Here is an 18,790-nt window from a genome sequence, read left to right as displayed (position 1 = left end):
TTAGAGAGCGGCTGCTTGCCGACGGACATGAGACTATGACCCAGATAGCCATCACACACATGGGATTGTGTACCCCCTTGGGGCAGGAACCGCAGCAAATTTTGGCCCGGTTGCTCCAGGGCGATGACAGCGCCATGTGCTGGCGCGAGGATCTATTATTCGATGGCCCGGCCCTGGTCGGCCAGGTGGATTGCCCCTTACCCCAAATCCCCGCAGCCCTGGCCCAATACGACTGTCGCAACAACCAGATGTTGCTGAGCGCGGCCGGGCAGCTCGCCCAGGCAGTCTTGGATGCCAAGAGCAGGTATGGCAGTGAGCGGATCGGCGTCGTCATAGGCACCAGCACCTCGGGTATCGCCAGTGGCGAGGCGGCATTGAAATACCGCCAACAACATGGGGTCTTTCCCGGGGCGTATCATTATCACCAGCAGGAACTCGGCGGCGCCAGTGAGTTCCTCAGCCGGCACTTCGGCCTGACGGGTCCGAGTTATACCCTGTCGACGGCCTGCTCTTCCAGTGCCAAGGTCTTTGCCGCCGCCCGCCGCCTGCTCAATGCCGACTTATGCGATCTTGTGATAGTCGGCGGTGTCGATAGCCTATGTCAGCTGACACTCAATGGCTTCCAGGCTCTGGAGTCGGTTTCCAGCGGCCATTGCCAGCCCTTCAGCGCCAACCGTGATGGCATCAACATAGGCGAAGGTGCGGCACTGTTCACCCTGGAGCGCGGCAGCGGCAGCCTGCTGCTGGCGGGGGTCGGCGAGTCGGCCGATGCCTACCATATTTCTGCGCCCCATCCAGAGGGACTGGGGGCCATTGCCGCCATGACGGCGGCATTGCAGGACGCAGGGCTGACCCCGGCCGACATCAGCTATGTGAACCTGCACGGCACGGCCACGCCAAAGAACGATGCCATGGAAAGCCGCGCCCTGCTGGCCGTGTTCGGCGACACGCTGCCGCCATGCAGCTCGACCAAGCCACTGACGGGGCATGCGCTGGGTGCCGCCGGGGCGATAGAAGCCGCCTTCTGCTGCCTGTTGCTGTCGGCCCATAACAGCCAGAATGGTTTGCCGCCTCAGCTGTGGGATGGCCAGCAGGACAGCCGGGATCCTGCCCTGCCACTGGTGCAGCCCGGTCAGCATGGCCCTCTCGAGTATGTGATGAGTAATTCATTCGCCTTCGGCGGCAGCAATGCCAGCCTGATCTTCTGCCGTGGAGTCAACCATGCCTAGCCCCCTCACTTCCCTGGAACTGAGCCAGCTTCAGATCACCGAACTTGTGCCCCATAGGCAGCCCATGGTGTTGATCGACGCCCTGGTGTCCCACAGTCCGGACTCCCTGAGCACCGAAACCCGGATAAGCAAGGACAGCGCCTATTTCGATGAGCAGCTGCAGGGCGTGCCCAACTATGTCGGCATAGAATATATGGCCCAGAGCATAGCCGCCCTGGCCGGCATAGAAGCCAGACTCAGGGGCGACACGGTGCGCGTCGGCTTCCTGCTCGGCAGCCGCAAGCTCAGCTTCGCTACCCGCGCCTATCGACTGGGGCAGAGTTACAGCACCAGGGTGACCCGCCTGTATCAGGAAGACTCGGGGCTGGCGGTATTCGACTGTGAGATCTACCATGGCGAGACCCGGGTGGCGGCGGCCCAGGTGAACGTATTCCAACCCCAGGACACCCAGGCCTTCGTCCAGGAGGCTCAGGCAGAACAACAAGCCCCTTCATGCCAATGAGGGGCCACTGCCGAGACAGGCTTTAACGGGTTTAGCGCCCCATGTGCGCCCCCCAGAACCACATTTGCGGAGAATAATAATGACAAACAGGGTATTAATCACTGGCTCGAGCCGCGGCATAGGCAAGGCCATCGCCCTCAGGCTCGCCGAAGCCGGCTGGGACATAGCGCTGCATTTTCACAGCAATAGCCAGGCTGCAGACGCCTGTGCCGCCGAGCTGGCCGCCTTCGGGGTCAAGGTCAGCCTGTTGCAGTTCGATATCGCCGACCGCGGCGCAGTCCGGGCCGCCATCGAGGCCGACATAGCCGCCAACGGCGCCTACTATGGGGTGATACTCAACGCCGGCATCAATCGCGACACCGCCTTTCCGGCGATGACCGAAGGCGAGTGGGACAGCGTGATCCATACCAACCTGGACGGCTTCTACAATGTGATCCAGCCCTGTGTCATGCCTATGATCCAGGGGCGCAAGGGTGGCCGTATCATCACCCTGGCCTCTGTCTCAGGCATAGCGGGCAACCGCGGCCAGGTCAATTACAGCGCCTCCAAGGCAGGTATCATAGGCGCCACCAAGGCCTTGTCGCTGGAGCTGGCGAAACGCAAGATCACGGTCAACTGCATAGCCCCTGGGCTTATCGAGACCGACATGGTCTCCGAGTTCCCCAAGGAGATGGTCGAGCAACTGGTGCCCATGCGCCGCATGGGTAAGCCGAATGAAATAGCCGCCCTGGCAGGCTTTTTGATGTCAGAGGATGCGGCCTATATCACCCGCCAGGTGATCTCGGTCAACGGGGGCATGCTATGACAATCAACACGCCTTTTTCCATGCCAATGCCTGTCACACACATCACCCGGCAACGATTATTCTCGGTCAACGGGGGTATGCTATGACACTCAACACACCTTTTTCCATGCCAATGCCTGTCACACACATCACCCGGCAACGATTATTCTCGGTCAACGGAGGCATGCTATGACACTCAACACACCTTTTTCCATGCCAATGCCTGTCACACGCATCACCCGGCAACGATTATTCTCGGTCAACGGGGGCATGCTATGACACTCAACACACCTTTTTCCATGCCAATGCCTGCCACACACATCACCCGGCAACGATTATTCTCGGTCAACGGAGGCATGATCTGACATGGGCGCAACAAAACGTGTAGTGATCACCGGCATGGCCGGCATCAGCGCCCTGGGCCATGACTGGCCCAGCATAGCCAAGCGGCTGCAGGCCCAACACAACTGCGTGGTCAGCATGCCGGAGTGGGATAGGTACCAGGGGCTGAATACCCGTCTGGCGGCGCCCATCACGGATTTCGAGGTGCCGGCACACTACTCACGCAAGAAGATCCGTTCCATGGGACGTGTCTCTATCATGGCGACCCGCGCCAGCGAGCTGGCGCTGCTCGACGCTGGGCTGCTCGACGACCCTGTCGTCGCCTCGGGTGCCATGGGCATAGCCTACGGCTCCTCCACCGGCAGCACGGACGCCATCACCGCCTTCGGCAACATGCTCAAGGACGGCGACATGTCCGGCGTCACCGCCACCAGCTATATACGCATGATGCCCCACACCACGGCAGTCAATGTCGGGGTCTTTTTCGGCCTCAAGGGACGGGTGCATACCACCAGCAGCGCATGCACCTCGGGCAGCCAAGGCATAGGCTACGCCTTCGAGGCGATCAAGTACGGGCGTCAGACCCTGATGCTGGCCGGTGGCGGCGAAGAACTCTGCCCCACAGAGGCCGTGGTGTTCGACACCCTGTTTGCCACCAGCACCAAAAATGACACCCCCAGCCTGACGCCGCGTCCGTTCGACCGCGACAGGGATGGTTTGGTGATAGGCGAAGGCGCCTGCACCCTGGTGCTGGAAGAGCTGGAGCACGCCAAGGCCCGCGGCGCCAGGATTTACGCCGAAATAGTCGGCTTCGGCACCAACTCGGATGGTTTGCATGTCACCCAGCCCAATGCCAAGACCATGGAAATCGCCATCCGCCAGGCGCTGACCGATGCCGAGCTGTCGCCGGATGCCATAGGCTATGTCAACGCCCATGGCACGGCCACGGAACGCGGCGACATAGCCGAGAGTCAGGCCACCCACTCTGTGTTCGGTGCCCATATGCCGATATCCTCGCTCAAGAGTTACACCGGCCATACTCTGGGCGCCTGTGGCGCACTGGAGGCCTGGCTCAGCATAGAGATGATGCATGCGGGCTGGTTCGCCCCAACGCTGAACCTGGATAACCTGGACCCTCAGTGTGCCGAGTTGGACTATATTCGCGGCGACATACGCCGGCTGGACACCGACCATGTGATGAGCAATAATTTTGCCTTCGGCGGCATCAACACCTCGCTGATCTTCAAGCGCTGGAGCGCTTAACACGGCTTTCATTCATAATAAGGACATTCACATGAAGTCATTCGTCGCCAGTCTCTTACTGGCAGCCAGCCTGTTTGGCCCTCAAGCCTCGGCCGGCGAATTCACCCCCGAGAGTTATCGCGCCGTGTTTCAGGGCGACAGCCAATTCAGACAGAAACAAGCGATCGAAGCCCTGGCGATGGCGGGCTTGTCGGATCCCGCCATCTTCGATGCCCTGGAAGCCAGGTTGATAGCCTCACTGCCGGAGGCGACAGACAAGACTGCCGTCGACTACAGCGCCTGGTTGGTCAAGGGGCTGGCCTATTCGGGTAACGACAAGTATCTCGGTACCATAGACAGCCTTATCCACGGCAGCTACCCCAAGAAACTGCGGAAGTACGCCAAGCAGGCGCGCGCTAACCTGTCTCAGTACAAGGTGTGGAACGCCATTCTGACCGACAAGAGTCACTATGATATCGGCCAGAGCCAAAGCAATAACCTGTATGCCAATGCGCTGCACAGTAACGAGCTGGAACTCATGCGCATGGCCGCCAAACGCCTCATGGAGGAAAGCAAGTATGATGATTTCATGCTCTCGCAACTGAGCTCAGAGCTGCAGGCCCAACGTCTGCTGAGCAACGACAAGCTCGCCATAGATACTTACGCTCATATGGCCAAGGCCCTCGCCAGCTCGGGCAATGTCAAATACAGACCCGTGATTGCCGATATCGCCGCCAACGCCCCGCAGAAGAAGCTGCGCAACTACGCCGCCAAATACATGAAAAGCTATTACTGATACAGGCGCCGGCCCCAGGTCCTTCGGGGCTCTGGTCCGGCACCAACCCGACTGCCGCTCCCCTCAACACCTCTGCACCTCGGCGTTAGCGAACGCACGGCAAGCGCGCATACCGGCTCCCATTTGCACCTTCAAGGGGCAACCTGGGTTGAGCTCGCCTGGACATCCCGTGCCGCCGCGGCGGCTCAACCAGGCATGACTCTTGCTGGCACCTGGCGACATTCTGGCTCTGCGCCGGGCTCTGGTTCTGATACCGAAATATTCCATAGGAGGTAAAGATGAAAATTGTACTCGACGATCTGTCTGGCCCGGAAGTCGCCGCCCTCTTGCAGGAGCATCTCGACGACATGCGCGCGACCTCGCCCCCGGAAAGCGTCCATGCCCTGGATCTCGAGGGGCTGCGCCGGCCCGAAATACGTTTCTGGACCCTATGGCTAGAGGGCGAGCTGGCCGGTTGCGGCGCCCTCAAACGGCTCGACGCCGGGCATGCAGAAATCAAATCCATGCGCACCGCGAGCCGCTTCCAACGCCGGGGCGTGGCCTCCAGCTTGCTGGCGCACCTGATAGCGGATGCCGGCAACTGCGGCGTGCAACGTCTGAGCCTGGAGACCGGCAGCATGGCGTTTTTCGCGCCGGCGCGCAGCTTGTATGCCAAACACGGCTTCGCGTTCTGCCCGCCCTTCGGCGACTATCGCCCGGACCCCAACAGCCTGTTCATGAGCAGGCGGCTGCTACCTGAGCCCCAGGGCGAGGCATAAAAAAACGCCTCGATCCGCTGGGATGAGGCGTCTATTTTCGGCTCCCGAGGGAGCCCGTCGGTCTTTGCCTGGTTAGGCAGGCACTTGCTCTAAGTCTTGCTTGGCGGCGGCCATGGCTTGCTCGCTGGCTTCCGGGCCCATGGCCAGGGCTTCACCGTAAACGGTTTCCACTTCGGTGATGCCGACGAAACCCAGTACCGTCTTCAGGTAAGGCACCACGTGATCCGAGGCGCCATCCTTATGCATGCCGCCACGGGTGGTGATCACGACCGCGCGCTTGCCTTCCAACAGCCCCTTGGGCCCCTTCTCAGTGTAGCTGAAGGTCACTCCGGCACGGGCGATCAGATCTATCCAGTTTTTCAGCTGAGTCGGGATGCTGAAGTTATACATGGGCGCAGTGATCACTAAGGTATCGTGCGCCTTAAGTTCGCCTATCAGGGTATCGGACAGGGCGAGGGCACTCAGCTGGCGCTGGGTCAGATCTTCGCCACCACGCAAGCCGCTGGCAATTTCACCATCCAGTACCGGCAAGGGATCGGCTGCCAGATCCCGGGTGGTGATCTCGGCGCCCTGCTGCTGCCAATGTTGGATCAGATGCTCTACCAGCTGAGCAGACTGTGAATAATCACCCAGGATACTGGATTTCAACACTAATACTTTAGACATAATCAATAACTCCGCACGTAAATCCAAGTGAGTTGAAAGGCCATTCCCAACTCGATGGCGCCAGTTTATTAGCCTATAAAAAAGAAATATAGCGGATAAAATCTGTTAATAGCTTCGATTAAATAGAAAGGATGGGTTCACCCCTTGGGCGGCAGGCTGACGTACAGGCCGCTGAAGCGGGCGCACAGGGTATCGGCGCTGAAGAGTTCGACCTCCAGCTTGACCTTGGCCTTGCGGCCCTGGCTCAAGGCCGCCTGTCCTGCCTCTGGCCAGGCCACCTTGGCCAGGGGATTGCCCGTGACCGGTGCGAGATAGCGTATATGGGCATCGGCCAGGACGATATCGCCGCTGACCCCCGCCAGCTGCTGTTGCAGCCACAGCATGCCCCAGCCGCTGAGCGTCATCAGGGTATAGATGCTGCCGGCAAACATGGTCTGATGCAAGTTGATGTTGGGCGCCAGCGGCGCCTCGACCGTCAACGACCTGCCATCGAACGCCGAGGGGCGTATCGCCATGAATTCACTCACGGGAATGGCGTCGTGCCAGGTGCGGCGCAGCCGTTCCAGCAGCTCGGGATAATCTTGGGGATCCATATGCTTGCTCATCTCTTGTTAATGGCCATTGGACGCGTGTTCGTTCACTCAGACCTGCAGTTGGAAGGTCACAGGGCCATCGTTGACCAGCTCGACCTGCATGTCGGCACCAAAGCGCCCCGTTTCTGTGCTTATGCCCTGGCGGCGGCAATAAGCCACGAAGGCTTCATACAAGTGCAGTGCCTGTTCCGGCGTGCCCGCGCCGGAAAAACTCGGTCTCAATCCACGGCCCGTGTCGGCCGCCAGGGTAAACTGCGACACCACTAACAGCTGGCCCCCCACCTGCTGCAGATTGAGATTCATCTTGCCGCCGGCGTCGGCGAACACCCGGTAGCTCATGACCTTGGTCGCCAGCTTCTCCATCTTCTCCAGGTTGTCGTCTCGCTCGACGCCCAGAAGCACCAACAGTCCCCTATCTATGGCGCCGGTAATGTCAGCATCGACCGTGACCCTGGCGCGGCTGACTCTCTGTATCAAGGCTATCAAACTCATTTCTCCTCTTGGTTGGCTAGGGCACAAGATTGCCCAGTTCCATGGCGGCTATCGCCGCCCGCACCTGCAGCTGAGTCAGGTTGTCGGCCAGCAGATGATGCCCCGCCACCTCTCGGTAGCTTATTCGCGGCTGCGGCATCAGCCGCTGGAATTGCCGCGCCAGATGCGGGGGACATACCCAGTCTTGGTTGGCCTGCAGTATCTGGGTCTGGGCCGTTATCCCGGCCCAGATCTCAAACAAGTGTTCGTTGGCGGCAAAATACCCCTGATGGGCGAAGTGCAGCTCGATACGCGCCAGCGCCTGGGCTCGAGCCTGGGCGAGCAGAGAACGCGGCACGACCGCGCCGGGCAGCGCCAGCGCCAACTCCCACTCGAGCCAGCGCCTGACATAGGCCAGGCGTGTGTCGGCGGCGGCTCGCGTCACGCCGGCATAATAATGGGCTATCAGGGCCGCGGCCGAGTCACAATCCGACTCCCCCAGCAGCGCCCCGTAGGCCTGGGGGAAGCGGACCGCGGCGCCTTCTTGGCCGTAGAGCCACTCCAGGCCGGCCCGTGATGGAATAAACAGTCCCCAGTAAACCTGGGCCAGCACCCTGTCGGGATGACGGCCACTGTAGATCAGCCCCAGCGTCGCCCCGAATGAGCCGCCAACCAGGCATAAACGCCTCACCCCCAGCCAGAGACGCACCTTCTCTATATCGGCCAACAGCGCCTCCAGGTCGTTGTGGGCCAACTCGCCACTGGGACGGGACAAGCCGGCGCCACGCTGATCCAGCAGGAGGATACGAAAGCGGCGGCCATCGAACAGGCTCAGCTCGTCCACAGAGCAGCCCGCCCCCGGGCCGCCATGGAGGTAGAGCAAGGGCACACCTTTGGGATTGCCATACTGAGCCAGATGCAGCTCATGGCCCTCACCCACGGCCAACCAGTCGCGCCGTATCAGGCTCGCCGTCATGCGCTCGGCTCCAGGCGCAGATGCCGGCGGAGTCCGGCATCAGACCTCATCTGAGGGGGCCGCGGCTGCCGGCGCGCCATCCAGATATTCGGGCAAGGCGGCGGTAATTTCCGCTCCCAGCAGCACTATGATCCATGACAGATAGACCCAGACGAAGAGGATGGGAATGGTCGCCAGCGCGCCATAGATGGCCTCATAACTGGGAAACTGGGTCACATACAGGGCAAAGGCCCGTTTGCCGGCCTCGAACAGGAGTGCCGCCACCAAGGCCCCGAGCAGGGCATGCAGAAATCTGACTTTCTGATTCGGCACCACCATGTAGAGCAGCAGGAACGCCGCGATCGAAAACAGCAGCGGCAGTCGCGCCACCAGCAGCGGCATCAGCCCCGACAGCGCCTCCTGGTCGAATAACTTGAGCGATACCAGATAGGAGGTCGCCACCAGGCTGGCGCCCACCAGCACGGGCCCCAGGGTGAGCACCATCCAATACATGGAGAAAGACACCACGGCCTGGCGTTTTTCCTTGGTACGCCAGATATTGTTGAGCGACTTGTCGATGGCGGAAATCAGCATGATGGCCACCACCACCAGGAAGCCTATCCCCACCGCCGTGCCCTTGGAGGCGTTGTGGACGAATTCATTGAGGTAGAGATGCACAGTGTCGCCGGCGGCTGGCAGAAAATTATTGTAGACGAAGGCTTCTATCTGGCCGCGGATCCCCTTGAACACGGGAAAGACAGACAACATGGACATGGTCACGGCCACCATGGGCACCAGGGATAACAGAGTCACATAGGCCAGATGACCGGCGCGAATGTTGATCTGATCCTGATGCAGGCGTTGTTTCAGGTGCAGCAGAAACGACCAGACACCCAGGGAGAAGGAACGGAAATGCGTTATATCTATCTTTTTTATCACGGTTTTCTCTTGATTGAATGGCTGCTGCATGGGTATCTTCGTACAATAAAGCCTATCGGCTAAAATGTACAAGTCTCAGGAGTGAATTGATGTCTCAACAAGGACAAGGATCGACCGGCAACGTGATTGCCGCCATCGCGAGTTTTTTCTTCCCCGGGTTAGGCCAGTTGGTGCAGGGCCGTATCCTGGCCGCGCTGCTGTTTTTCCTGATCCCCGTCGTCGGTTATGCACTGTGGTGGTTGGTAGTCCCGGCCATCATAGCCGGCATAGTCCACCTGTGGAGCATTATAGATGCGGCCACCTTCAAGGCCGACTGACAGCCTGGCGCCACGCGCCTCCGGCTATCACAGCAGACATAACTTAACACGGACTCACTCATGAAAAATGCACTCTCCCTGATGCTGGTCACGGCCAGCCTGCTGCTCGGCGGTTGCCAGAGCGCCTACTATGGCGCCATGGAAAAGGTCGGCTACCACAAGCGCGACATCATGGTCGACAGGGTAAAAGACGCCAAGGAATCCCAACAGGAGGCGCAGGAGCAATTCAGCTCGGCGCTGGCGGAAATGCAGGCCCTGCTCAGCCATGATGGCGGCGATCTGGAACAAGCCTACAACAAGGCCAGGGACGAGTACGAATCGGCCCAGGATGCGGCCGACGAGGTCAGCAAACGCATAGACAAGGTCGAAGACGTTGCCGAGGCCTTATTCGAGGAATGGCAAACCGAAATCGGCGAGATCAGCAAGGCCAGCCTGCGCCGCAGCAGCGACACCAAGCTCAAGGCCACCCGCAGCTCCTACCAGAAACTCCTGGGCAGCATGCGCCGCGCCGAAGCCAAGATGCCGCCGATCCTGACCGCCATGAAAGACAACATGCTGTACCTGAAGCATAACCTCAACGCCCGGGCCATAGGTGCCATCAGGGGCGAGTTCGCCAGCCTGAAAACCGATATCTCAGGGCTCATCAAGGAGATGAACAAGTCCATCGCCGAGTCCAACAAGTTCATCGCCTCACTGGAAGGCGAATAGCCGGTCCCGGGCCTAACTCCCGGGACCGGCTTTGGGCTCAGCTTTAGGCTTGGCCTCCAGCAGCACCAGGGCCACACCGCCAAGGATGGCTGCGGACGCCAGCAGCAAACGCAGGGAAACGCGCTCATCGAGCAGCAGCACGCCGCCGAAGGCCGCCAGCACGGGCACACTCAATTGCACCGTGGCCGCCTGAGTCGCCTTCAAATAGGGCAGGACGCTGTACCAGATGGCGTAGCCCACACCCGATGCCAGGGCGCCGGAGGCAACGGCATAGGCCAGCCCGGCCGGGGGCATGGAGAGCCGGCCCATGTCGAAGGCACTCGCGAGCAGGACCGAGGCGCTCAAGACCAAGGTAAAGGGCAAGGTGCGCAGAAAATTGCCAGCGGTCAACGAGATGGCCTTGCCGCTGCCATTCGCGGCTCCGGTTGCAGGGTGAGCCGCACTGCGGCCACGCAGGGAATACAGGCCCCAGGACGCCCCGGCAAACAGCATCAGCAGGGAGGCCGGCAATGGCGCCGCCGCGGCGCCGGGCAACAAGAGTCCCAACAGGCCGGTTAACGCCAGCAACAACCCCAACCACTGCACCGCCGCCAGCCGCTCGCCACGCCAGCAGCCGTAGCCTATCATGCTGGTCTGCACGGCGCCGAACAGCAACAGGGCACCGACACCGGCCGGCAAGGCCAGATAGGCGAATGAGAAGCCGGCGGCATAGCCAAACAGGGCCGCCGCCGAGATCCAGTTGCCCTGCCCTCTGTAGGGACGAGAGGTGGCCCGGCAGATGAGCAGCAAGGCCAGGGTGCCGGACAGGAGGCGAACCGAGGTGAAGCTGGCGGCGTCCATGCCGGTATGGGCGAGCGCCTGCCGGCATAAGAGCGAATTACCGGCAAAGGCCAGCATGGTCGCCAAGGTCAGGCCAAAGAGTTTGAAGCGGCTCTGCATTGAGGCTGTCATGGTCTTCACCCGCAAAGATGGCGTGTATAGGGATGCGGTATCACACCTAATTCACGCTTGCTGACCTGGTTATCCAAGCCGCTAACAGAGTGAGGGCAGAGTGAAAGCAGGGTCGCCCATCTGCCATAAGACGGTTGGCGACGCGCTGTTTAACTATGATCCGGTCGACTATGTTCCGATCGACTATGTTCCGATCTGCTATGACGCGCTTGCCTTGGCGCTGGCCTCGGCTATCAGGGTCTTCTGCACATAGTCGGGCACAGCTTCGTAGCGTTTGAATGCCATGACAAACTGACCGTCACCGCCCGTCATCGACTTGAGCCGGGTCGAGTAATCTTCCACCGTCGCCAACGGCGCCTCGGCCGCCACTTCGACCTTGCCCGTCGTCAGGGCCTGGGTACCACAGATGATGCCACGATTGGCGCTGATATCCCCTGTGATATCGCCGACATGATCCTGTGACACACAGACCTGCAGCTGTACTATGGGCTCGAGGATCACAGCAGATGCCAGCCTGGCCGCATCCATGAAGGCCTTCTTGCCCGCCATCACGAAGGCGATCTCCTTGGAGTCGACGCTGTGGTGCTTGCCATCGAGCAAGGACACCCGGATATCCTGCATGGGATAGCCCGCCAACACCCCGGCATTCATGGCCTCCTTCACCCCTTTCTCTACCGCGGGTATGTACTGCCCGGGCACCGAGCCGCCAACCACCTTGTTGACGAACTCGAAGCCGGCCCCGCGCGGCAAAGGTTCGAGCAGCAATTCCACCTCGCCGAACTGGCCCGCACCACCCGATTGTTTCTTGTGGCGGTAACGCGCCCTGGCAAGTTGGGTAATGGTTTCGCGGTAAGCGACCGCAGGCACGGCGGTATCCAGATCCAGGTTATAGACAGAGTGTGCCTTCTCCAGCGCTATCTGCAGATGCAGATCCCCCTGGCCCTGCAATATCGTCTGTCCCTCGGCCTCGCTGCGCGTGACGTTCAGGCTGGGATCTTCCACTACCAACTTGTTGAGCACTTCGGCCAGTTTCTGCTCGTCGCCGCGCCGCCTGGCCGACACCGCCAGACCGAAGATGGGCTGCGGCAGCATGGGATCGGGCAGATGAAACTCGTCTTCCTCGTGGCAATCGTGCAGCACGGCTCCCGGCTGCAGCTCATCTATCTTGGACAGGGCGCAGATGTCGCCCGCCACGGCGCGGGTCACGGGCAACTGTTTATCCCCCTGCAGCTTGAACAGGCCCGTCACCTTGAAGGGCTTGCGGCTATCGCCTATCAGCAACTTCATCCCGAGCTGAATCGTGCCCTGATGCACCCTGAACACCCCCATGCGGCCGAAGAAGGGATCTATCGCCACCCGAAACACATGGGCCAGCACATGATCGTCCGGCGAGCGACTCACAGTCACAGGCTTGGCATCGGCACCCGAGCCGCACATGAACTGCGGCGGGTTGGCCTCCAAAGGATTTGGGCATAGCGCCGTGATGAGTTCGAGCAAGGCGGTGACGCCCACCTGAGTCCCGGCGCTGGTGAAGCACACAGGAACCAGATGCCCCAGCCTCAGCGCGGTTTCCAGGGGCGCATGCAGCTGCTCGGCATCCAGGGATTCGCCCTGTTCCAGATACAGATCCATCAGGGCTTCGTCTTCTTCCAGCACGGTATCGACCAATTCATCGCGGGCCGCGCTCAGGGTATGAAACAGCGGCTCGCCAGCGGCCTCCTGTGGCGGGTGCAGGTAACAATCCATCACTTGCTCCAGATCGCGGCTGGGCAAGTTCACCGGCAGACAGCGATGGCCGAAACGCCGCTGGATATCCTCGACCAGGGCCGGCAGCTTGTCGCCATTGCCATCTATGTGATTGATCACTATCAGCACTACCTTGCCCTGGGCCCTGGCCGCCTCGAAGCTTCTCTGGGTGATGGGCTCTATGCCGGTATTGGCATTGATCACCAAGAGCACGGACTCGACCCCGGGCAGGGGCAATAAGGCGCGACCGAAGAAATCCGGCAATCCCGGGGTATCTATCAGATTAATTTGATGCTCATCGATGTTCAGGCTGAGGAAGGCGGGTTCCAGACTATGCTTATGCTCTTGTTCCTGGGCGGTGAAATCCGCATGATTGGTGCCCTTATCCACACAGCCCATCTGGGGTATCGCATGGGCCTGGAACAGCAGCGCCTCCAGCAACGACGACTTCCCCGCCCCCGTGTGCCCCAGCACCGCCAGGTTGCGTATCTGCTCTGTGGTAAAATCGGCCATAGCCGCCCTCCCCCTTAGCTACATGCATGGCTCGGCCATAGCCCATGCCGGCCAGCGTCAGGCGCATGTTGGTTTCATGCCTGCTTGAGACTATCACTGGCGTAGATGTTTGGTGTTTGATGTTCATGACACATAAAGCTTAGTCATAAACCTGCGGGGGGTAACAGAAAATATGGTCTGGAATCAAAGTGCCAGTCGCAGGGGGGATAAGAAACCTAAGAAACGGCGGCGCGGCCCTTGGGCCGGACACCCTGTCGGCAGGGCCAGGCCCTGGCTTGCTAATCTATCTGCACCGAGCCGGTATCGACCTGGTATTTCATGGTGAGCCTGGGTTGGGCCCTCTGGATGAAATCCACGACACGGTAGATACAGGTGCGGGGAGAGCTGTAGTAGGTGTAGGCGATATCGACTCTAGTGCTTAGCAGATCGGCATCCGCCACATAATCTATGCTGAGATCTGTGTTGGTGACGCCATGCCAGAGCTGGCGACAGGCATCGAACAGTGCAGTATCCTTGCCTTCGGTGGCATAGGGCCAGCCGGTGGCGCTAGAATCGACATCGCCGTCCCCAAAACTGCTCAAGTTATCGACCGCCTCGCCGTGGCCCTTGACCAACCAGCCTGTGTGGTAGAGTTTGACACCACTCTCGAAGGCGGCAAACTCGGCTTCGAATACCTGTCTGGTGGCATCGTCTCTGAGATTGACAAACTTGGGCACGGCAACCACGGCCAGGATCCCCAGTATTATGATGACAACCACAAGTTCGATCAGGGTAAAGCCCTTGTTGAACCTTGCCTCCATCTTGGCTCCTTTGCCTTAGATTATGCTGCTTACAGTGAAAAAAACGCGCTAAAGGTCTCTGCCACCCATTCGGGCGCGAGTCTACTGAAAAATCCTGGCCATGGCAATTCACCGGGCAGCTGTGTCGGGGTGAAGCCGCATTTCGCCTAAGGCCGCCGCTGCCAGTGCCCCTGCTAATCCGCAGTTTCGGGCGTACAGAAAGCCTTGCTGTAGAAGCCCGAGGGATCGAAACAGCAAACCCTCTTCTTGCCCGAGGCCAGCATGTCGCACGCATCCTGGATCCTCTTGGCGCGCGTCTTCGCCTGCTTGGCGGACGTGATCCAATGGATCCAATCGACCCGGGCAAGGGTCGTGGTGGCATCCCAGGTTGCCCTGGACTCGGGGGCCGCCTGCAGCGCCAGGGCAAGATCGCCAGGCACTTGCGGCTCAGGCTCCTGCGCCAAAGCCGCAATCTCGAACTCTGCCTCATGCCCCATCTTCGCGGCTGAGGCTTCGAGCAGGGCGGCATCGATGCGCAGCCAGTGACTCTTCTGCCCATTCGGCTCGAGCAAGGCCTCGAAACTGTGGCCGTTAATCGCCGCCGATACCGTCATGCGCCCGCGCCGCGGCAATTTGGCACTCGCCTCAGGGGGCAGAACTATGAAGGCCCAGTCGCTGCCGTCTGCCGCCTTGGGGCTAAGCAGCCGAGCCATAAATTGCGATCTTGTCTCTTGTTGCACCATATCCAGTTCCCTCCGCGCGAAGTGCTACTAACATACTGTTAATTTACAAGATTTTTCTTACTATACTTGTGAATGGCACAAAACCAGCCAACGGCTCCTGCCCACTATGCAAGGGTTTGTTAGGTATTCATGCCAACCATGACCCAGATAACAACCAAGACAATAGAAATAAAGATAAATTTAGAGATTCTATTTGAGCCTTGAGCATGCACATCTATTAGCTCATGAAGGTTTTCGCCCTCAGGCACATCGCCAAGTGAGTTCACCTGCGCTCCCTTTAGGCCACTTTCACTTTCGCCGATACAGACGGTAAGGATGCATCCTTCCTTATGGATCCTTTTATCGTATCCTTTAATATCTTTCAAAGGTAAAAATCCATGTTTCTCAGCTCCGTAATCAACAAATGCAGCTTCAAGCATGGGTTCTATGCGTGTGATTCTTGCCTTAAAATAATTGCCAACTTTAAACACTGTTTGATTCATAGTCGCTCTTCTCGATATCCAGCGCCGCCAACCTGGGCCGAAGTTCCAGTAGCCAGATCCCTCTGGCAGGCCTGGTTCAAAATTTACTCTGGGAAGCCACTGAAATTCTCGGCCTGTAAGCCTGGCTTTAGCCAACAAGCTTCTTCAGCTGTAAAAATATTGGCTTGCGGCTGTATATCGGGAAGTTCATTTAATGAACCCGCAGGCACAATCAGTGAGGTTTTAGTTTTGTTGATGAAAGGTACAGCAGAGCCACATGTTTTACAAAATGACTTAGAAAACTCTCTTGCAGGGTGCTCGTAGGTCGTAACGTTTGTTTGGCCACTAAGCCACTCAATGTTGTCTGGTTCGGTGAATATATTAGAGGCAAATGCGGAGCCGGTGAGTTGCTGACACTGTTTGCAATGGCATAGATAAAAAGCCTTGAATCTATCTGTTACGAAAAACTGTACCGTGCCACATAGACATTCACCCATTAAATGCTTATCCATACTTCAAAACACTCCTAATTTTGACGCCCCGATTTGGGGTAAAGCGTAGGCTGCAATAAAAAGCGCAGCGACCGGGAGCCTAGGTTTTTGTCCAGGGCGGCGCAGCAGACGACTAGATAGTCTTGTTAACAGTCTTTTCCAACACAAGCTTACCTTGGTAATAGCGGAGATCTGCCAAATTTAGCATGGGTATATCCTCCTCTGTATCACCGTAAGCATAAATAGTATCAAATTCATTGAGGTTTATTGTTTTTCTTATGTTCTCGACTTTTCGCTCCTTGCTGCAATCTCCGCTCAAATACGAACCTGTTAATATCCCATTCCGCACTTCCAGTTCGCTGCAAATTAAACCTACATCTAAGTTATTGCACCAAATTTTGAGATAAGGAGAAAGTGAAGCCGAGACAATTACCACCTTATCTCCATTTGCTTTATGCTCAGCAATTTTTTCAAGCATTTCATCCCGTAGGACAGTAGGCAGGTATTCCGAAACAAAAGTGTTGGCAATATCAACAACTTTTGACTCTGATGAGCGCCAAAATGCTACTTTTGAGATCAATGGCCTTACTCGTGGAGCCGATACAATTCCGAGTTTGTAGAGCAGTATTATTGGAAGTAATACAAAGCCACCGACGTAAAGACGAGTCCGGCCCGCAGCCGCCACGACAAACTTTGTATAAGTATCCTGTGATGTAATAGTTCCATCAAAGTCGAAGAGCGCAAGGTTCATCCAATCCTCCTAAGCACTAACACCTGCAATAAGGTATGCGCCCACAGAGCCTGCCAAGCGCATCGAACTTCAAACCAAAACCGCCGAGTGTAACGCATCACCTTGATTGCTTGTTATGTTGTGCCTTACAACACACTCTAAGCCACTTGTTGCAACGTTAAATCAAAACTATCATCTCGTTCATCAGCACAAAAAAATGACGAACCACGAGGGATCAATACCTCTTGAATTTCAAGGGAAAAATCGTCTGAAAATAACGCAATATCACGACCATTTAGATGACTAATTTTGATTAACCAACAATCATGCTCAGCCATATCAATTTGGTTTGGAGCTTTCAGAGTACTCAAGTATGCATTTTCAGTAACTTGCAAATTACCTTCGAGACACTCTTGTTCATCCAATGTTGGAACAGTCCAGCGATATACTTCTGATTCACCGTAAACTGGTAATTTATTTAAAGCCGAATCAATTAGCTTGATTAAAAAGTGGTTAAACTTGCCATCGCGTAATGCTGAGTTAATTTCCTGATAAATTGGAGGGTAACATTTAGTATAAGCATGCAGCGCAACTGCTTCATCTCGCGTAACACTTATCTCTTTTTTTAGCTTCCCATGATTCATCTGAACAATAGCGAGGAACTGGTCATATATATCGACTTTGAGAAGTCGCTCTAAACTCGTACTCATATGATTAAATTACTATTTTCCTCGTAACAACATAACATTTTAATAGTGCTCATGCGCATATATACATTAGCCCAATGCAAACCAAGTTATCACAAGCTGCTGTTGTGTAAAGCATTAAGTTCGGTTTAGTGCCATACGTTCAGGCTAAACGCGCATGCATGCAGATGCCGCCGTTGATAATGTCCTGTTGCTGCATGTCCTCTGTAACACTACTGTCAAATCGAAGAGGGATATAACCCGAGTGCAAGCATGGCTGTGACCTTCGAAAACAGGGCCATTTGCGTTCCATACGCAAATTGGCATTTCCACCATCCTTGGCAGTCAAATGTTTTCGCAGAGCCCACAGGGATGTGCTTGCGGCGTGTCACAGCTGTGCTTGCACATCCCCCGCGGGAGGCGATGGCTTGTCATGACTCCGGTTTTTTGCTCTTTAACATAAAATGCAGCTCGTAACCCTGCTTGAGTATATGACGACATTTGAGATCAAGAGCCGGCATTTCACTACTGCCCTGTAATAAGACAATGCGACAGAGTCGCTTCATGGCGTGACATTCGCCCCTCCTTGGTCAGCAGATGTCGCCGTCGAGCCTACACGGATGCTTCTTGTGAGATCAAGAGCGATAGGCGAAGTCATTGCGCATCACACCTTATCCAGGGCTGCTAGACTTACACCTCTCTCGTCAAAAGGAGTTGATCTTATGAAGATGTCAGTACAAATGGCTGTCACAGTGTTGGCTTGCTCTCTAATGGGCTGCACCGCCATCTCTGTGCAACCCATGGATGATGCTTTTGCGATGCAACAAGTATGCATTCAGGAAAATACCAGAGTGATCAGGGGGGATTTCCTTCCTGTGCTGGTGCAGGGATTTCATAAGCATGGCATTGATACCAAACTCGTTCGCGGCGAAATGCCCGATTATTGCGAATTTGTGGTGACCTATACTGCGACGCAAACATGGGATCTTGCCATGGTGTTAAAAGATGCCGAGGTGTGGATCCACAGATCCGGGTTGCAAGTGGCCTATGCCAATTTTCATCTCAGGGGAGGAGGTGGATTTTCCTTGATGAAATGGCAGGGAGCCGAGAAAAAAATTATGCCAATGCTCGATGAATTGCTGGCCGAATATCATCCCTAGTAAAGAGTGAGTACATAGCCGGCAGAGTATACCCACTCCCCATCGAAGCGGCCGAAAGGCGTTGGAGCAGATGAGCGTGAGCGAGGCATGGTGAATATGGCACATATATGGTCACCTTGGGTTTAGCAAGGTTAATGTCCATTTCTTGTCCAAATCCGTTTGCGTCGTTCGATAGTTCACCTTTCACAATAGGGCGTGGTTGTTAATGGTTGGCGGTCTTGCGACATA

22 protein-coding genes are annotated in these 18,790 nt (G+C 57.1%); 9 read left to right on the top strand and 13 right to left on the bottom strand.

Features of this window, described 5'->3' with window-relative positions; all coding sequences use genetic code 11:
• The first annotated feature begins 35 nt into the window (after nt 1-35).
• From HC757_RS14140 to HC757_RS14115, 6 genes are all read left to right on the top strand, one after another.
• Complete coding sequence (locus HC757_RS14140; protein ID WP_169565030.1) at nt 36-1,229, top strand: beta-ketoacyl-[acyl-carrier-protein] synthase family protein; 1,194 nt, start codon at nt 36-38, stop codon at nt 1,227-1,229.
• On the top strand, nt 1,222-1,731 hold the full coding sequence (locus tag HC757_RS14135) for a hotdog family protein (RefSeq protein WP_169565029.1): 510 nt from the start codon (nt 1,222-1,224) through the stop codon (nt 1,729-1,731). The genes HC757_RS14140 and HC757_RS14135 overlap by 8 nt, the downstream gene beginning before the upstream one ends.
• A 79-nt stretch (nt 1,732-1,810) precedes the next feature.
• Nucleotides 1,811-2,536, top strand: coding sequence for a 3-ketoacyl-ACP reductase FabG2 (locus HC757_RS14130; RefSeq protein ID WP_169565028.1), 726 nt, complete (start codon nt 1,811-1,813; stop codon nt 2,534-2,536).
• 345 nt (nt 2,537-2,881) lie between these two features.
• A complete protein-coding gene (locus HC757_RS14125) occupies nt 2,882-4,120 on the top strand; it encodes a beta-ketoacyl-ACP synthase (RefSeq protein WP_169565027.1) in 1,239 nt (412 codons plus the stop codon).
• A gap of 31 nt (nt 4,121-4,151) precedes the next feature.
• On the top strand, nt 4,152-4,895 hold the full coding sequence (locus HC757_RS14120; protein ID WP_169565026.1) for a hypothetical protein: 744 nt from the start codon (nt 4,152-4,154) through the stop codon (nt 4,893-4,895).
• Between the two features lie 278 nt (nt 4,896-5,173).
• The gene (locus HC757_RS14115) at nt 5,174-5,653 is read left to right on the top strand and encodes a GNAT family N-acetyltransferase (RefSeq protein WP_169565025.1); all 480 of its coding nucleotides are present in this window, start codon (nt 5,174-5,176) and stop codon (nt 5,651-5,653) included.
• 72 nt (nt 5,654-5,725) lie between these two features.
• Here the strand turns inward: HC757_RS14115 and HC757_RS14110 are convergent, their stop codons facing one another.
• From HC757_RS14110 to HC757_RS14090, 5 genes are all read right to left on the bottom strand, one after another.
• A complete protein-coding gene (locus HC757_RS14110) occupies nt 5,726-6,319 on the bottom strand; it encodes an FMN-dependent NADH-azoreductase (protein ID WP_169565024.1) in 594 nt (197 codons plus the stop codon).
• 137 nt (nt 6,320-6,456) lie between these two features.
• Nucleotides 6,457-6,924, bottom strand: coding sequence for a thioesterase domain-containing protein (locus HC757_RS14105; protein WP_425313974.1), 468 nt, complete (start codon nt 6,922-6,924; stop codon nt 6,457-6,459).
• A gap of 36 nt (nt 6,925-6,960) precedes the next feature.
• Nucleotides 6,961-7,398, bottom strand: coding sequence for a D-aminoacyl-tRNA deacylase (gene dtd / locus HC757_RS14100; RefSeq protein WP_169565125.1), 438 nt, complete (start codon nt 7,396-7,398; stop codon nt 6,961-6,963).
• A 22-nt stretch (nt 7,399-7,420) separates the two neighbouring features.
• On the bottom strand, nt 7,421-8,359 hold the full coding sequence (locus tag HC757_RS14095) for an alpha/beta fold hydrolase (protein ID WP_169565023.1): 939 nt from the start codon (nt 8,357-8,359) through the stop codon (nt 7,421-7,423).
• A gap of 39 nt (nt 8,360-8,398) precedes the next feature.
• The gene (locus HC757_RS14090; protein WP_342343073.1) at nt 8,399-9,277 is read right to left on the bottom strand and encodes a virulence factor BrkB family protein; all 879 of its coding nucleotides are present in this window, start codon (nt 9,275-9,277) and stop codon (nt 8,399-8,401) included.
• Nucleotides 9,278-9,366: 89 nt separating this feature from the next.
• On the opposite strand from HC757_RS14090, the gene HC757_RS14085 reads away from it, so the two are divergent.
• Both HC757_RS14085 and HC757_RS14080 read left to right on the top strand, forming a co-directional pair.
• Entirely contained in the window at nt 9,367-9,594 is a 228-nt protein-coding gene (locus tag HC757_RS14085) for a hypothetical protein (protein WP_169565021.1), read from the top strand.
• Nucleotides 9,595-9,654: 60 nt separating this feature from the next.
• Nucleotides 9,655-10,302, top strand: a complete 648-nt coding sequence (locus HC757_RS14080; protein WP_169565020.1) for a DUF2959 domain-containing protein — start codon at nt 9,655-9,657, stop codon at nt 10,300-10,302.
• A gap of 12 nt (nt 10,303-10,314) precedes the next feature.
• Here the strand turns inward: HC757_RS14080 and HC757_RS14075 are convergent, their stop codons facing one another.
• The 8 genes from HC757_RS14075 to HC757_RS14040 all read right to left on the bottom strand — a co-directional run bounded on the left by HC757_RS14075 (nt 10,315) and on the right by HC757_RS14040 (nt 17,426).
• Entirely contained in the window at nt 10,315-11,253 is a 939-nt protein-coding gene (locus tag HC757_RS14075) for a DMT family transporter (protein WP_244623560.1), read from the bottom strand.
• 198 nt (nt 11,254-11,451) lie between these two features.
• Nucleotides 11,452-13,512 (bottom strand): elongation factor G, encoded by a 2,061-nt coding sequence (gene fusA, locus HC757_RS14070; protein WP_169565019.1) that lies wholly within the window; start codon nt 13,510-13,512, stop codon nt 11,452-11,454.
• A 278-nt stretch (nt 13,513-13,790) separates the two neighbouring features.
• Nucleotides 13,791-14,312, bottom strand: coding sequence for a type II secretion system protein (locus tag HC757_RS14065; protein ID WP_211164426.1), 522 nt, complete (start codon nt 14,310-14,312; stop codon nt 13,791-13,793).
• 173 nt (nt 14,313-14,485) lie between these two features.
• A complete protein-coding gene (locus HC757_RS14060; RefSeq protein ID WP_244623559.1) occupies nt 14,486-15,004 on the bottom strand; it encodes a YdeI/OmpD-associated family protein in 519 nt (172 codons plus the stop codon).
• 149 nt (nt 15,005-15,153) lie between these two features.
• Complete coding sequence (locus HC757_RS14055) at nt 15,154-15,516, bottom strand: S1 RNA-binding domain-containing protein (protein WP_169565017.1); 363 nt, start codon at nt 15,514-15,516, stop codon at nt 15,154-15,156.
• Between the two features lie 83 nt (nt 15,517-15,599).
• Entirely contained in the window at nt 15,600-16,007 is a 408-nt protein-coding gene (locus HC757_RS14050; RefSeq protein WP_169565016.1) for a GFA family protein, read from the bottom strand.
• Between the two features lie 112 nt (nt 16,008-16,119).
• Nucleotides 16,120-16,737, bottom strand: a complete 618-nt coding sequence (locus HC757_RS14045; RefSeq protein ID WP_169565015.1) for an HAD family hydrolase — start codon at nt 16,735-16,737, stop codon at nt 16,120-16,122.
• 137 nt (nt 16,738-16,874) lie between these two features.
• Complete coding sequence (locus tag HC757_RS14040) at nt 16,875-17,426, bottom strand: ADP-ribosyltransferase (RefSeq protein ID WP_169565014.1); 552 nt, start codon at nt 17,424-17,426, stop codon at nt 16,875-16,877.
• A 698-nt stretch (nt 17,427-18,124) separates the two neighbouring features.
• Here HC757_RS14040 and HC757_RS14035 point away from each other — a divergent pair.
• On the top strand, nt 18,125-18,562 hold the full coding sequence (locus tag HC757_RS14035; RefSeq protein ID WP_169565013.1) for an Sbal_3080 family lipoprotein: 438 nt from the start codon (nt 18,125-18,127) through the stop codon (nt 18,560-18,562).
• Nucleotides 18,563-18,790: the final 228 nt, after the last annotated feature.

This window comes from Shewanella salipaludis, assembly GCF_012911865.1.
In the GTDB taxonomy this organism is placed as follows: Bacteria; Pseudomonadota; Gammaproteobacteria; order Enterobacterales; family Shewanellaceae; genus Shewanella; species Shewanella salipaludis.
The sequence above is the reverse complement of the archived record's forward strand: the minus strand, read 5'-3'. Positions and strand labels throughout refer to the sequence as shown.

Bases quoted from the DNA above. Each gene is read 5' to 3' on its own strand.
- HC757_RS14140 (WP_169565030.1), top strand. From the start codon at position 36: ATGACCCAGATAGCCATCACACACATGGGATTGTGTACCCCCTTGGGG.
- HC757_RS14135 (WP_169565029.1), top strand. From the start codon at position 1,222: ATGCCTAGCCCCCTCACTTCCCTGGAACTGAGCCAGCTTCAGATCACC.
- HC757_RS14130 (WP_169565028.1), top strand. From the start codon at position 1,811: ATGACAAACAGGGTATTAATCACTGGCTCGAGCCGCGGCATAGGCAAG.
- HC757_RS14125 (WP_169565027.1), top strand. From the start codon at position 2,882: ATGGGCGCAACAAAACGTGTAGTGATCACCGGCATGGCCGGCATCAGC.
- HC757_RS14120 (WP_169565026.1), top strand. From the start codon at position 4,152: ATGAAGTCATTCGTCGCCAGTCTCTTACTGGCAGCCAGCCTGTTTGGC.
- HC757_RS14115 (WP_169565025.1), top strand. From the start codon at position 5,174: ATGAAAATTGTACTCGACGATCTGTCTGGCCCGGAAGTCGCCGCCCTC.
- HC757_RS14110 (WP_169565024.1), bottom strand. From the start codon at position 6,319: ATGTCTAAAGTATTAGTGTTGAAATCCAGTATCCTGGGTGATTATTCA.
- HC757_RS14105 (WP_425313974.1), bottom strand. From the start codon at position 6,924: ATGAGCAAGCATATGGATCCCCAAGATTATCCCGAGCTGCTGGAACGG.
- HC757_RS14095 (WP_169565023.1), bottom strand. From the start codon at position 8,359: ATGACGGCGAGCCTGATACGGCGCGACTGGTTGGCCGTGGGTGAGGGC.
- HC757_RS14085 (WP_169565021.1), top strand. From the start codon at position 9,367: ATGTCTCAACAAGGACAAGGATCGACCGGCAACGTGATTGCCGCCATC.
- HC757_RS14080 (WP_169565020.1), top strand. From the start codon at position 9,655: ATGAAAAATGCACTCTCCCTGATGCTGGTCACGGCCAGCCTGCTGCTC.
- HC757_RS14075 (WP_244623560.1), bottom strand. From the start codon at position 11,253: ATGACAGCCTCAATGCAGAGCCGCTTCAAACTCTTTGGCCTGACCTTG.
- fusA (WP_169565019.1), bottom strand. From the start codon at position 13,512: ATGGCCGATTTTACCACAGAGCAGATACGCAACCTGGCGGTGCTGGGG.
- HC757_RS14065 (WP_211164426.1), bottom strand. From the start codon at position 14,312: ATGGAGGCAAGGTTCAACAAGGGCTTTACCCTGATCGAACTTGTGGTT.
- HC757_RS14060 (WP_244623559.1), bottom strand. From the start codon at position 15,004: ATGGCTCGGCTGCTTAGCCCCAAGGCGGCAGACGGCAGCGACTGGGCC.
- HC757_RS14055 (WP_169565017.1), bottom strand. From the start codon at position 15,516: ATGAATCAAACAGTGTTTAAAGTTGGCAATTATTTTAAGGCAAGAATC.
- HC757_RS14050 (WP_169565016.1), bottom strand. From the start codon at position 16,007: ATGGATAAGCATTTAATGGGTGAATGTCTATGTGGCACGGTACAGTTT.
- HC757_RS14045 (WP_169565015.1), bottom strand. From the start codon at position 16,737: ATGAACCTTGCGCTCTTCGACTTTGATGGAACTATTACATCACAGGAT.
- HC757_RS14040 (WP_169565014.1), bottom strand. From the start codon at position 17,426: ATGAGTACGAGTTTAGAGCGACTTCTCAAAGTCGATATATATGACCAG.
- HC757_RS14035 (WP_169565013.1), top strand. From the start codon at position 18,125: ATGAAGATGTCAGTACAAATGGCTGTCACAGTGTTGGCTTGCTCTCTA.